Origin of the sequence: Stenotrophomonas maltophilia (assembly GCF_001274595.1) — a bacterium.
GTDB classification, from domain to species: domain Bacteria; phylum Pseudomonadota; class Gammaproteobacteria; order Xanthomonadales; family Xanthomonadaceae; genus Stenotrophomonas; species Stenotrophomonas forensis.
Map to the genome: position 1 here is coordinate 2,123,908 of NZ_CP011010.1, position 12,533 is coordinate 2,136,440.

Genomic DNA, 12,533 nt, shown 5'->3' on the forward strand with positions numbered 1-12,533 from the left:
GGCGCGCGCCACTGGCACGCTTGCCCGTTCTTCACGCACCGCGCTGGACCGTCATGACCGATTCCCGCATTGCCTCGCTGCAGCAGGCCTGTCCCGGCCTGAAACTGAAGACCGATCCGGCCGACCTGGAGCATTACGGGCGCGACTGGACCCGGCGCTGGACGCCGGCGCCGCTGGCGATTGCATTGCCGGCCACGGTTGAAGAGGTGCAGGCGGTGATGCGCTGGAGCGCGGCCGAGGGCGTGCCGGTGGTGCCGTCGGGTGGACGCACCGGCCTGTCCGGTGGCGCGGTGGCGGCCAACGGCGAGCTGGTGCTCAGCCTGGAGCGGATGAACAAGGCGCTGGCCTACGACGCGGTCGATCGCACGCTGGTGGTGCAGGCCGGCATGCCGCTGGAGGCGGTGCACAACGCCGCGCTCGACCACGGCCTGATCTACCCGGTCGATTTCGCGGCGCGCGGTTCCTGCTCGATCGGCGGCAACATCGCCACCAATGCCGGCGGCATCCGCGTGATCCGTTACGGCAATACCCGAGAATGGATCGCCGGGCTGAAAGTGGTCACCGCCAGCGGCGAGCTGCTCGAACTTAACAAGGGCCTGATCAAGAACTCCAGCGGCTATGACTTCCGCCAGCTGCTGATCGGCTCGGAAGGTACGCTGGGGGTGATCGTCGAGGCGACGGTGAAGCTGACCGACCCGCCGCCGGCCAGCAATGTGATGCTGCTGGCCGTCCCCAGCTTCGAGGTGCTGATGCAGGTGTTCGCCGCGTTCCGCGCGCGTCTGCAGCTGCAGGCCTTCGAGTTCTTCACCGAGCGGGCGCTGGAGCACGTGCTGGCGCATGGTGCGCAGGCGCCGTTCGACGAGGTGCACCCTTATTACGTGGTCACCGAGTTCGCGGCCAACGACGAGGCGCAGGAAGCGGCGGCGATGGCGGCGTTCGAGGACTGCATGGGCAACGGCTGGGTCAGCGATGGCGTGATCAGTGCCAGTGACGCCCAGGCTGCCCAGCTGTGGCGCCTGCGCGAAGGCATCACCGAGTCGCTTGCACGCTACAAGCCGTACAAGAACGATGTCTCGGTGCGGATTTCGTCGATGCCGGCGTTCCTGACCGAGACCCAGGCGCTGATCGGGCAGGCCTATCCGCATTTCGACGTGGTCTGGTTCGGCCACATCGGTGACGGCAACCTGCATATCAACGTGCTCAAGCCGGACGACACCCCTGACGCCGATTTCGTGTCGCAGTGCGAGCACGTGACCAAGTTGCTGGCCCAGGTGCTGGCCCGTTTCGATGGCAGCATTTCCGCCGAGCACGGCATCGGCCTGGTCAAGAAGGGCTACCTGGACAGCACCCGCGGCCCGGCCGAGATCGCGCTGATGAAGGCAGTCAAACGCGCGTTCGATCCCCAAGCGCGGCTGAATCCCGGAAAGCTGTTCGACGTCTGAGCCGGGCAAATCCTTCACGTACCCGTTACGCTCCACGCATTCCCACAACCGGCTTCGAATCGATGACCCGTCCGCTTGTTCTGCTTGCCCTGCTGTCCCTGCCGCTGGCCGGCTTCGCTTCCAGCTTCGCAGGCACCTCGGCCGGCTCGGCCACCGGTGCTTCCTCCGGTTCCTCGGCCAGCAGCTCGGGCGACGACAAGGTGGTACAGGCCGCACGCGATGATGCCGCTGCGTTCGTCGCCAGCGACGGCCAGATCCGCGGCGCACGCCTGCAGGCCGCACTGGTCCACCTGCGCGAGCAGGATGCCGCTGCCCAGCAGCAGAGCGACCTGCAGCTGGCCCGCGCGCTGCTGGCACGCTGATCCGGCCTTCGGGTAGTGCCGGCCGCTGGCCGGCAACGCCATGACATCTGCACGCAACGCAGCCACGCATGGCGTGGCGCTACTGCTGATCGCCCACGTCGCGCACGCAGCCGACCGCCTGCAGCTCGACCCGGCAGGGCTGAGCCCTGTGCAGCAGCAGGTGGCTGGCCAGACCCTGGCCGATGTGCAGTCACTGCTGCCGGACGGCCTGCTACGTGCCTTGCCGACGCAGGTACAGGTACGCTGGGGCGCTGACCTGCCCGCCGAGGTGCATGGCCGTGCATTTGCTGGCCGCATCACGCTGCGCCGCGACCTGCTGGACGATCGCGTGCCCGGTGCGCGACGGGCGCGACGCAGCGCACTGGTGCACGAACTGACCCATGTCGCGGATCGTGGTGGTGCTGGCTGGTCGCGCAGTACGCGTTGGCGCGATCTGGCCGGGTGGCAGCGCAAACCCTGGCATCTGGGTCGTGGCCACAACGACTTCCGTGATCGCAGCCCGGACGGTTACGAGCTGAAAGATCCGGCTGAGTATCTGGCGGTGAACGCCGAGCATTTCGTGCTGGATGCCGAGTTCGCCTGCCGTCGCCCGGCACTGGCGCAGTGGTACCAGGAGCACTTCGGCACACCGCCGTCGCTGCCGCAGCCGCAGTGCGACCGCCGCGTCCCGTTGCTGCAGGCGGAACCGGAAGAGGGGGCGGCATCACTGCTGCAGCTGGATCCCTCGCGGGTTTACGCGGTGGACTACCTGTTCGCCGAAGGCAGCGCGCAGCCGATGAGCCGCTGGGGCCACAGCATGCTGCGGCTGGTGATCTGCCGGCCAGGCCGCGCGCCGGGGCCGGACTGTCGCCTGGACCTGGAGTACCACCGCGTGCTGTCGTTCCGTGCCTTCGTCGGCGACGTGCAGATTTCAAACTGGCGCGGCCTGACCGGCGGTTATCCCTCGCGGCTGTTCGTGCTGCCACTGCAGCAGGTGGTGGACGAGTACACCAAGGTCGAACTTCGCGGGCTGCAGTCGTTGCCCCTGCAGCTGGAACGCGACGAGATCGCCAGCCTGCTCGAGCGTACCGCGCAGGTGCACTGGAGCTATGACGGGCGCTATTACTTCGTCAGCAACAACTGCGCGGTGGAGACCGCGAAGCTGCTGCAGGCCGGTGTGCCTAGGCTCGGGAGCGCCGGCCTGGCGCAGCTGAGTCCGCGCGGGCTGAAGCGCCGGCTGGCGCGCCTGCAGGTGCTGGACGAGCAGGTGCTGGCCGATCGCGATTCAGCGCAGGCGCAGGGCTATTACTTTGCCTCGGCGCGTGACCACTTCCAGCAGTTGTTCGATGTGGCTGCCGGCCAGCTGGCGCTGCCCACGCGCGATGTACGCGGCTGGCTGAAGCTGCCCGCACGGCAGCGGGCACCGTGGCTGTTGCAGGGCGACCTGCGCGCCAGTGCGGGCTTGCTGTTGCTGGAGCAGGCTGCGCAACGGCGTGCCGAACTACGCGCGCGCGATGTGCTCAAGCGGCAGCTGCTGGGTGCACCGGACAGCGCCCAGACCCGCAACCTGCGCGGGCTGCTGGAGCAGAGTGGGCAATGGCTGCGTCCGGGTACGTTACTGCAGGGCGATGGCTATGGATTGCCGTTGGCCGACGAACAGGCGCTCCTGATGCACGCCGTGGCCACTGCCAGTGCGCAGGCGGTGCCGGCGTGGCGGGCGCTGCGCCTGCAGCTGCGCCAGCAGTTGCCGGTGAACCAGCGCGAGGAAATGGATGCGATCGATGCCAATCTGGCCGCGCTTGGTGCACACCTGCGCACGCAGGCCGCCAGCTCGCCTACTGGCGCGGCAGTTCGATGACGAAGCGGCTGCCGCCGGCGCTGCCCGGCATGCAGTAGACGCGGCCACCGTGGGCGTCGGCGATGGCCTTGACCACCGCCAGGCCGAGCCCGCTGCCGCCGCCCTGGCGCGAACGCGAACCGTCGGCGCGCATGAACGGAGTGAAGATATCGGCGTGCAGGGCGGGGTCGATGCCCGGTCCCTCGTCTTCGATGGCCACCTGTACATGCCCCGGCGTGTCATGCACGGCAATCCGTACCTTGCCCGGGCTGGCGTAGCGACGCGCGTTCTCCAGCAGTGCCAGCAGCGCCTGGCGCAGCCGGGTCGGATCGCAGTGCGCGGTGTGTTCCTCGCGGCTGGTTTCCAGTTCCAGCACGAAACCGGCGGTGCGGAACTGCGGGTCGACCAGGGTCATCACCGAATGCACCTCGGCCACCACGTCGGTGCGCGCGCGGCGCACGTCCAGCCGTGCATTGTCGGACAGGCTCAGCACGCGCAGGTCCTCGATCAGGCGCGACAGGCCCTCGACCTGGGCAAGCAGGCTGCGGAACTGTGATTCGTCAGGCTGGAACACGCCCTCGGCCAGCCCCTGCAGGCGGCCACGCAGGATCGTCACCGGCGTGCGCAGCTCGTGGGCGATGGCGGCGTGCCACATGGCCCGCTCGCTCTCCATGTGCTGCAGGCGCCGCGCCATCGCATTGAAGTCTTCGACCAGGGTGGCTACTTCGCCCGGCGAGTTTTCTTCGACACTGGCGCGTGCACCGAGATCGCCGCCGGCCAGCGCGCGGACGCTGTCGACCAGCGAATTCAACGGCGACAGGATGCGGTGCGCAAGCCGGAACGAGGCGGCGATGGCCAGGGCCAGTCCGGTCAGGATCACCCCGACCATCCACGCCAGCTCCGGCCCGGTAGGCAGCCAGCTTTCCGGCTCCTCGGCACTGCCGGGGAAGAACTCGACCAGCACCGCATACAACAGCCACGACGACAGGATCATCATCACGATCACGCCGATCACCATCAGCGACATCGAGACGATGATGTGGCGGCTCAGGCCGGAGCGGCGCAGGGTGCCCATCAGCGGTCGGCCATCAACCGGTAACCGACGCCGCGCACACTGGCCGGTACATTGAGCATGCCCACCTCATCCAGCTTGCGGCGCAGCTTGCTGACATGGCTGTCGACGGTGCGCTCCAGCGCCTCGCTCTCCGGCAGGCACTCGTGCATCAGTTCGCTGCGGCTGAAGATGCGCGTGGGGGCCAGTGCCATGCAGTGCAGCAGCTTGAACTCGGTGAGGGTGAGCAGGACTTCATGGCTGTAGCCGTCGCCCTCCACGTGCACGGCATGGGTTGCCGAGTCGATCAGCAGCGGGCCCACGCGCAGCGCGCTGGGTGCATCCACGCGCGAGGCGCGCAGCGTACGCCGCAGCACGGCGCGCACGCGCGCAGCCACCTCGGCCGGGTTGAACGGCTTGACCACGTAGTCGTCGGCGCCCATGCGCAGTGCGGTCAGCTTGTCCAGGTCCTGGTCCAGCGCGGTCAGCATGATCACCGGCGTTTCGCCACGTTGGCGCAGCTGGGTCAACACGCTCCAGCCATCCAGGCGAGGCAGCTGCACGTCCAGCAGGACCAGGTCGGGGCGGGCGCTGCGGTGCAGGTCGAGCGCACCGTGGCCATCGGCGGCACGCAGGGTGCGCAGTCCTTCGCGTTCCAGATAGGCGGTGAGAATATCGGCGATCTCGGCCTCATCCTCGACAATCAGGACGAGGGCGGCCAGGGCAGGGGAGGCATGCATGCGGGGGCGGGGCCTTAAGGTGCTTGCCTCCATCGTATCTCCACAGTTCCTCCATCGAAACCCCATCATCGCCCCGCACACTGCGTTCTTCAGGACCTTTCAGCCGCCCGCGCGGCATTGTGCACAGCAATGAGAACCTTCAGGACTCCGGCCGCGTTGATCGCGGCCATCGCTCTGGCCATGACGGCCTGCTCCTCCCCCGAAGCCACCCCCGAAGCCGCACCGCGCGTCAGCGTCGTCACCGTCGGCCCGCAGGTGGTGCAGCGTGACGACGAACTGCCCGGTCGCGTGGCCGCGGTACGCACGGCGCAGATCCGCGCGCAGGTGGGCGGCATCGTGCAGCGCCGCCTGTTCGAGCAGGGCGCCGAAGTAAGTGCTGGCCAGGCCCTGTTCCAGATCGATCCGGCGGCATTCCGTGCCGACGTCGATTCGGCGCTGGCTGCGCTGCAGCGCAGTGAAGCGGCGCTGGGCCGCAGCCGCGTGCAGTCGCAGCGCCTGCATGCGCTGGCCGCCGCGCAGGCGGTCAGCCAGCAGCATCGCGATGATGCCAGTGCCGAGTACGAACAGGCGCGCGCGGCAGTGAACGAAGCACGCGCGATCCTGGCCCGCCGCCAGCTCGACCTGCGCTACGCCACGGTCAGTGCGCCGATTGCCGGCCGCATCGACCAGGCACTGGTGAGCGAAGGCGCGCTGGTCGGGGTCGCCGATGCCGAGCCGATGGCGGTGGTGCAGCAGATCGACCAGGTCTACGTCGACGTGCGCCAGCCGGCTGCGCAGCTGGAGTCGCTGCAGCGCAGCGCCGCCGGCGGTGGCGAACTACCGGTGACGATCATCGGCGCGGCCGGCAAGCCGCTGACCGAGCGCGGCCAGCTGCTGTTCTCCGGCATCAACGTCGATGCGCGCACCGGTGATGTGATCCTGCGCATCCTGGTCGACAATCCGCAGCGCCAGTTGCTGCCCGGCATGTACGTGCGTGCCAGGGTGCCCCGTGGCGCCCCGGCCAGTGCATTGACCGTGCCGCAGCAGGCGGTGCTGCGCAGCGCGGGTGGCCAGGCCTATGCCTGGGTGATCGCGGGCGATGGCAAGGCGGTGATCCGCACGCTGGAGGTCGACGGCAGCGTTGATCGCCAGTGGCTGGTCCGGCACGGGCTGAAGGCCGGCGAGCGGGTGGTGGTCGAGGGCCAGGAGCGCCTGCAGGAAGGCGTGGTGGTCGATGCGCGCGACTGGCAGCGGCCGGTCGCCAGCGCCGGTGCGATGCAGGCCGGCAGCAAGGGCTGAGCCTTTCCCGGGCCAGTCTCTCCAGGGAAATCCAACATGGCACGTTTCTTCATTGATCGCCCGGTGTTCGCCTGGGTGCTGGCGATCTTCATCATCCTGGCGGGCGTACTAGCGATTCCGCGCCTGGCCGTGGAGCGCTATCCGGCCGTTGCGCCGCCCAGCGTCAGCATCTATGCCAGCTACCCGGGGGCCAGCCCGCAGACGCTGAACGACGCGGTGGTCGGCCTGATCGAGCGCGAGCTGTCCAGCGTCAAGCACCTGCTGTACTTCGAATCGTCGGTGGATACCTCCGGCGAAGCCTCGATCACCGCCACCTTCAAGCCGGGGACCAACCCGGAGCTGGCGCAGGTGGATGTGCAGAACCGGATCAAGGCGATCGAACCCCGCCTGCCGCGCAGCGTGCGCCAGAACGGCCTGTTCGTGGAAGCAGCCGATTCCGGCTTCCTGATGCTGGTCGGCCTGCGTTCGCCGGATGCCAGTGTCAGCGAGGCGGCGCTGGGTGACTTCATGGCGCGCAACATCATCGAAGAGCTGCGCCGCATCGATGGCGTCGGCCGCGTGCAGCTGTTCGGTGCCGAGCAGGCCATGCGGGTGTGGCTGGACCCGACCCGGTTGACCGGCTATGGCTTGACCATGGGCGATGTGGCCGCGGCCATCGAGCAGCAGAACCTGGAGATCTCGCCGGGCCGCATCGGCGATTCGCCGGGCGTCGCCGGCCAGCGCATCACCGTGCCGCTGAGCGCCGATGGCCAGTTGTCCACGCCGGAACAGTTCGCCGCCATCGTGCTGCGGGCGGCCGCCGACGGTTCGCGGGTCGTGCTGGGTGACGTCGCACGCGTGGAGCTGGGCGCGCAGAGTTACGCCTGGGGCACGCGGGAAGACGGCCATCCGGCGACGGCGGCCGGCGTGCAGCTGCGCCCGGGCGCGAACGCAGTGCGAACCGCCGGCGCAGTGCGCGAGCGCATGGCCGAGCTGGCACCGCTGCTGCCGCGTGGCGTGGAGTCGAGCATTCCGTTCGACACCGCGCCGTTCGTCAAGATCTCGATCCAGAAGGTGGTGCAGACGCTGCTCGAAGCGATGCTGCTGGTGTTTGCGGTGATGTACCTGTTCCTGCAGAACTGGCGCTATACGCTGATTCCGGCGCTGGTCGCCCCGATCGCGCTGCTGGGCACCTTCGCGGTGATGCTGGCGCTCGGCTTCTCGATCAACGTGCTGACCATGTTCGGCATGGTGCTGGCGATCGGCATCATCGTCGACGATGCGATCGTGGTGGTCGAGGGCGTGGAGCGGATCATGGCCGAGGAGGGCCTGCCACCGCGCGAGGCCACCATCAAGGCGATGCGCGAGCTGACCGGCGCGGTGATCGGCATCACCCTGGTACTGACCGCGGTGTTCATTCCGATGGCGTTGGCCAGCGGCTCGGTGGGCGCGATCTACCGCCAGTTCACCGTGGCGATGGCGGTGTCGATCCTGTTCTCGGCGCTGCTGGCGCTGAGCCTGACCCCGGCGCTGTGCGCGACCTTGTTGCGCCCGAACAGCCATGGTCATCACGGTCGTGGCGGGCTGTTCGGCGCCTTCAATCGCGGCTTCGAGAGGATGACCGGGCGCTACCAGCGTGGCGTGGCCTCGGCGCTGCAGCGGAGCGGGCGCGTGATGGGCGTGTTCGCCGCGCTGGTGGCCGCGTTGCTGCTGGGCCTGCACTGGCTGCCGGGTGCGTTCCTGCCGGAAGAGGACCAGGGCTATTTCATGACCTCGATCCAGCTGCCCGCCGAAGCCACGGCCGAGCGCACGCTGGCCGTGGTGGAAGCCTACGAACGGCACGTGGCGTCGCGCCCGGGCATCGGGTCCAACCAGTCGATCCTCGGCTACAGCTTCTCCGGCTCCGGCCCAAGCGCGGCGCTGACCTACACCATGCTGAAGGACTGGGGCGAGCGCGCCGGTGCCACCGCAGCCGGTGAGGTGGAGGCTGCGCAGAAGGCGATGGCGGCCGTCGCCGAGGGCGAGGTGATGAGCGTGATGCCACCGGCAATCGACAGCCTGGGGCGTTCATCCGGCTTCTCGCTCGCCCTGCAGGCGCGGACCGGGCAGAGCCAGGCCGAGTTGCGTGCAGCCCTGCAGCAGCTGCTGAAACTGGCCGAGGCCAGCCGGCTGCTGTCGGAGGTGCATGCCGATGGCCTGCCGGCCGGCACCAGCGTGCGGCTGGACATCGACCGGGCCAAGGCCGAGGCGATGGGCGTGGGCTTCGAGCACATCAGCAGCACGCTGTCGGCAGCGATGGGCTCGCAGTACGTCAACGATTTCCCCAACAAGGGCCGGTTGCAGCAGGTGATCCTGCAGGCCGACGCACCGCACCGGATGGAACTGGAGGACGTGCTGAAGCTGTACGTGCGCAACAGCGAAGGTGGCATGGTGGCGCTGTCCGAACTGGTCACGCCGCACTGGACCGAGGCGCCGCTGCAGCTGCAGCGCTATCTCGGTTTCCCGGCGCTGAATCTGTCCGGCGCACCGGCATCGGGCGTCTCGACCGGCCAGGCGATGGCAGAGATGGAGCGGCTGGCCAAGCAGCTGCCCTCCGGCTTCGCCCTGCAGTGGACCAGCCAATCGCTGCAGGAGCGCGAATCGGGCGCACAGGCACCGTGGCTGCTGCTGTTGTCGATGCTGGTGGTGTTCCTGGTGCTGGCGGCGCTGTACGAGAGCTGGTCGATCCCGTTGGCGGTGATGCTGGTGGTGCCGCTGGGCCTGCTCGGTGCGGTCGCCGCGGTGCTGTTGCGCGGCATGCCCAACGACGTGTTCTTCAAGGTGGGCATGATTACGGTGATCGGGTTGTCGGCGAAGAACGCGATCCTCATCGTCGAGTTCGCACGGCAGCTGCAGCAGCAGGGGCGCGGACTGGCCGAAGCGGCGCTGGAGGCGGCGCGGCTGCGCCTGCGGCCGATCGTGATGACCTCGCTGGCGTTCGCGCTGGGCGTGGTGCCGCTGATGCTGGCGCAGGGTGCGTCGAAGGAAACCCAGCAGGCGATCGGAACCGGCGTGTTCGGCGGCATGGTCAGTGCGACCGTGCTGGCGGTGTTCTTCGTGCCGGTCTTCTATGTAGTGGTGCAGGGCGCGCGGCAATGGATCGCGCAACGCCTGCGCAGGCGCCGGCCGATGCCGGAAGGATCCGTGGATGGAACGGAACATCGTTGAAGACCTGCATGAACTGCAGTTGATCGCACTGGAGCAGCGCCTGTGCCAGGCACTGCTGGCCGGCGACCACGATGCGCTGGGCACGCTGGTATCGCCAGCGCTGTTCATGATGGATGGCCAGGGCGGGCGCATGCTCGACCTGCCCTGGCTGGGCGAGTGGCTTGCAGGCCACCTGCAGGTGCGCAGCCTGCAGGTGCACACGGTGGAGACGCTGCTGTGCGGGCGGCTGGCGCTGCTGTCCAGCGATGTACGCCTGGCGGTGTGGCGGCAGGGTCGCGAGTGCGAACTGAAACTGCGCCTGCTGCGGGTGTGGACCTGCAGTTCCGGCGACAGCGGCGCCCAACTGCTGTCGATGGCGGTGCTGGCCGCGTGAGCGTGGTCAGGCCGCTTTCAGGCCCTGCTCACCGCCAGGTGATAGGGTCGAACCTCTCAGTAGTGTCGACAAGGAGTCGAGCCATGCGTGTAGTTCCCAGTCTGTTGGCAGCCTCCCTGGCATTGGTGCTGGCCGCGTGCCAGCCGGCGCAACCGCCGGCTGCGGGCGGCAATGATGCCGCACCGCCGGCTGCGCCCGAACCGGCTGCCAGCACCGGCACCGGCGCCGGCAGCGAGACCCTGTACCAATGCGGCGATCTGAACGTGCGCGCGACCTTCAATGGCGAGGATGCGGCCACGGTGGTGATCGGCGATCGCACCTTTGCGATGACCTCCGAGCGTGCGGCGTCGGGCGCGAAGTATGGTGATGGCCAGGGCAACAGCTTCTGGACCAAGGGCAGCGATGACGGCCTGTTGAGCCTGAAGGGCGAGCCGGACCGCGAATGCCACGCGGTGGAGGCCATCGAGGGCGATGGCAGCGCCGGCAACGCGGCGTTCCGTGCTACCGGCAACGAACCGGGCTGGCTGGCGGTCGTGGATGGCGACAAGCCCGGCCTGCAGGTGGAAGTGGATTACGGTGAGCGCCGCTTCGACGTGGCCAGGCCCACCGAAGGCGCCGATGGCTGGAGCGGAAAGGCGGCCGATGGCACCGACGTCAAACTCAGCTTCCAGCGCACCACCTGCCAGGACGACATGAGTGGCGAATCATTCGACGCCAAGGTGAATCTGACCATTGGCACGCGCCAGTACCACGGTTGCGGTAATTTCGGTGCCCAGCAGCCGTAAGTGATCCTTGCAGCCGGGACGGTGCCCGGCTGCATGGAAGATGCTGCCTGTGGCGGCGTGCGCCGCAGGCAGCTCGAGGCGCTTAGTCGGCGCGTCCGGCGAATTCACCGGTGGCGGTGTTCACCAGCACGCGTTCGCCGTTGACGATGTACTCCGGCACCATGATTTCGATGCCGGTGTTGAGCTTGGCTGGCTTCGGGCGCTTGGTGGCGGTGCCACCCTTCAGTTCCGGCGGGGTCTCGATCACTTCCAGCACCACCGAGGCCGGCAGCTGGATCGCCACCGGCTGCTCGTCAATGACCTGCACGTAGATGCCGGTCAGGCCGTCGGTGATGTAGCCGGCGTCGTCGCCGATCACGTCCGCGTCCAGCGTGTACGGGGTGTAGTCCTCGTCATCGAGGAACACGAAGGCGTCGCCGTCCTTGTACGAATAGGTGGACTGGCGGCGCAGCAGTTCGACCTCGACCAGGTTGTCGTCGGCATCGAAGCTGGCGTCGAGCTTGTTGCCGCCCGGCACGCTGTACATGATGAAGCGGAAGCGGACGTTGCCGCCGCGACCCTGCGGCGAGCTGCGCTCGATGTCGCGGATCTGGTACACGCCGTTGTTGTACTCGACGACGTTGCCCTTCTTGATGTCGTTGGCTTTCATGATGATGTTGGTCGTTGGGGGAGGGCGCCTTCCCGGCGCCCGGGGGAATCACTTCGGAGCGAGGCGGGTAGCGCCGTCCAGGCGGATGGTCTCGCCATTGAGGTAGGTGTTGCCGAGGATGAAGCCGACCAGGCTGGCGAAGTCTTCCGGCTTGCCCAGGCGCGACGGGAACGGGATCGAGGCGGCCAGCGACTGCTGCACGGCTTCGGGCATGCCGTCGACCATCGGCGTCCAGAACACGCCCGGTGCAATCGTGTTGACGCGGATGCCGAAGCGCGACAGTTCGCGTGCCATCGGCAGCGTCATCGAGACCACGCCGCCCTTGCTGGCGGCATACGCGGCCTGGCCGATCTGGCCTTCATAGGCGGCGATGCTGGCGGTGTTGATGATCACGCCGCGCTCGCCGTCGGTGCCGGCCTCGTTGTGCTGCATGCGGTTGGCCGCGGCCTTGGCCACGTTGAAGCTGCCGACCAGGTTGACCATCACCGTGCCCTGGAAGCCGGCCAGCGGCATCGGGCCCTCTTTGCCCAGCACGCGACCGGCGCCGAGGATGCCGGCGCAGTTCATCGCCACGTTCAGGCCACCGAGGAAATCGTGGGCCTGGTCGATGGCGGTGGCCACGGCCGCCTCATCGCTGACGTTGACGTTGAAATAGCGGGCCTTGTCGGCACCCAGTCCGGCAACGGCGGCTGCGCCCTTGTCGTCGTTGAGGTCGAACAGGGCCACCTTGCCGCCCTGGGCGATGAGGTGCTGGGCCACGGCCAGGCCGAGCCCGGAAACGCCGCCAGTGATCACGGCACGTACGGAAGACAGCTGCATTGAACGGTCCTGCAGGTTCGAGAACCGCCGAT

The 12,533-nt window shown here is 68.2% G+C and carries 11 protein-coding genes; 7 read left to right on the forward strand and 4 right to left on the reverse strand.

Annotated elements, in window-relative coordinates; translation table 11 throughout:
* Positions 1-53 precede the first annotated feature (53 nt).
* The 3 genes from VN11_RS09895 (at position 54) to VN11_RS09905 (ending at position 3,641) form a co-directional block, all read left to right on the forward strand.
* Positions 54-1,442: an FAD-binding oxidoreductase gene (locus tag VN11_RS09895; RefSeq protein WP_053449620.1), complete on the forward strand. Its 1,389-nt coding sequence runs from the start codon at positions 54-56 to the stop codon at positions 1,440-1,442.
* Between the two features lie 62 nt (positions 1,443-1,504).
* A complete protein-coding gene (locus VN11_RS09900; RefSeq protein WP_006439835.1) occupies positions 1,505-1,804 on the forward strand; it encodes a DUF2388 domain-containing protein in 300 nt (99 codons plus the stop codon).
* A 40-nt stretch (positions 1,805-1,844) separates the two neighbouring features.
* Positions 1,845-3,641, forward strand: a complete 1,797-nt coding sequence (locus VN11_RS09905) for a DUF4105 domain-containing protein (RefSeq protein WP_053449621.1) — start codon at positions 1,845-1,847, stop codon at positions 3,639-3,641.
* Here the strand turns inward: VN11_RS09905 and VN11_RS09910 are convergent.
* Positions 3,619-4,695 carry an ATP-binding protein gene (locus VN11_RS09910; protein WP_053449622.1) on the reverse strand — a complete coding sequence of 359 codons (1,077 nt, stop codon included), beginning with the start codon at positions 4,693-4,695 and terminating at the stop codon, positions 3,619-3,621. The genes VN11_RS09905 and VN11_RS09910 overlap by 23 nt on opposite strands.
* A complete protein-coding gene (locus tag VN11_RS09915; protein ID WP_180878119.1) occupies positions 4,695-5,411 on the reverse strand; it encodes a response regulator in 717 nt (238 codons plus the stop codon). The genes VN11_RS09910 and VN11_RS09915 overlap by 1 nt, the downstream gene beginning before the upstream one ends.
* Before the next feature lie 129 nt (positions 5,412-5,540).
* On the opposite strand from VN11_RS09915, the gene VN11_RS09920 reads away from it, so the two are divergent.
* From VN11_RS09920 to VN11_RS09935, 4 genes are all read left to right on the forward strand, one after another.
* On the forward strand, positions 5,541-6,689 hold the full coding sequence (locus VN11_RS09920) for an efflux RND transporter periplasmic adaptor subunit (protein WP_053449624.1): 1,149 nt from the start codon (positions 5,541-5,543) through the stop codon (positions 6,687-6,689).
* Between the two features lie 36 nt (positions 6,690-6,725).
* Positions 6,726-9,875, forward strand: a complete 3,150-nt coding sequence (locus VN11_RS09925; protein WP_053449625.1) for a multidrug efflux RND transporter permease subunit — start codon at positions 6,726-6,728, stop codon at positions 9,873-9,875.
* Entirely contained in the window at positions 9,856-10,248 is a 393-nt protein-coding gene (locus VN11_RS09930) for a nuclear transport factor 2 family protein (protein WP_053449626.1), read from the forward strand. Before VN11_RS09925 ends, VN11_RS09930 begins: the two co-directional genes overlap by 20 nt.
* Before the next feature lie 83 nt (positions 10,249-10,331).
* Complete coding sequence (locus tag VN11_RS09935) at positions 10,332-11,033, forward strand: COG3650 family protein (protein ID WP_053449627.1); 702 nt, start codon at positions 10,332-10,334, stop codon at positions 11,031-11,033.
* 82 nt (positions 11,034-11,115) lie between these two features.
* Here the strand turns inward: VN11_RS09935 and yeiP are convergent, their stop codons facing one another.
* Both yeiP and VN11_RS09945 read right to left on the reverse strand, forming a co-directional pair.
* Positions 11,116-11,682, reverse strand: coding sequence for an elongation factor P-like protein YeiP (yeiP, locus tag VN11_RS09940; RefSeq protein WP_005409468.1), 567 nt, complete (start codon positions 11,680-11,682; stop codon positions 11,116-11,118).
* Positions 11,683-11,730: 48 nt separating this feature from the next.
* Positions 11,731-12,501, reverse strand: a complete 771-nt coding sequence (locus VN11_RS09945; protein ID WP_053449628.1) for an SDR family oxidoreductase — start codon at positions 12,499-12,501, stop codon at positions 11,731-11,733.
* Between the last annotated feature and the right edge of the window lie 32 nt (positions 12,502-12,533).

Bases quoted from the DNA above. Each gene is read 5' to 3' on its own strand.
- yeiP (WP_005409468.1), bottom strand. From the start codon at position 11,682: ATGAAAGCCAACGACATCAAGAAGGGCAACGTCGTCGAGTACAACAAC.
- VN11_RS09900 (WP_006439835.1), top strand. From the start codon at position 1,505: ATGACCCGTCCGCTTGTTCTGCTTGCCCTGCTGTCCCTGCCGCTGGCC.
- VN11_RS09925 (WP_053449625.1), top strand. From the start codon at position 6,726: ATGGCACGTTTCTTCATTGATCGCCCGGTGTTCGCCTGGGTGCTGGCG.
- VN11_RS09895 (WP_053449620.1), top strand. From the start codon at position 54: ATGACCGATTCCCGCATTGCCTCGCTGCAGCAGGCCTGTCCCGGCCTG.
- VN11_RS09930 (WP_053449626.1), top strand. From the start codon at position 9,856: ATGGAACGGAACATCGTTGAAGACCTGCATGAACTGCAGTTGATCGCA.
- VN11_RS09915 (WP_180878119.1), bottom strand. From the start codon at position 5,411: ATGCATGCCTCCCCTGCCCTGGCCGCCCTCGTCCTGATTGTCGAGGAT.
- VN11_RS09905 (WP_053449621.1), top strand. From the start codon at position 1,845: ATGACATCTGCACGCAACGCAGCCACGCATGGCGTGGCGCTACTGCTG.
- VN11_RS09935 (WP_053449627.1), top strand. From the start codon at position 10,332: ATGCGTGTAGTTCCCAGTCTGTTGGCAGCCTCCCTGGCATTGGTGCTG.
- VN11_RS09910 (WP_053449622.1), bottom strand. From the start codon at position 4,695: ATGGGCACCCTGCGCCGCTCCGGCCTGAGCCGCCACATCATCGTCTCG.
- VN11_RS09920 (WP_053449624.1), top strand. From the start codon at position 5,541: ATGAGAACCTTCAGGACTCCGGCCGCGTTGATCGCGGCCATCGCTCTG.
- VN11_RS09945 (WP_053449628.1), bottom strand. From the start codon at position 12,501: ATGCAGCTGTCTTCCGTACGTGCCGTGATCACTGGCGGCGTTTCCGGG.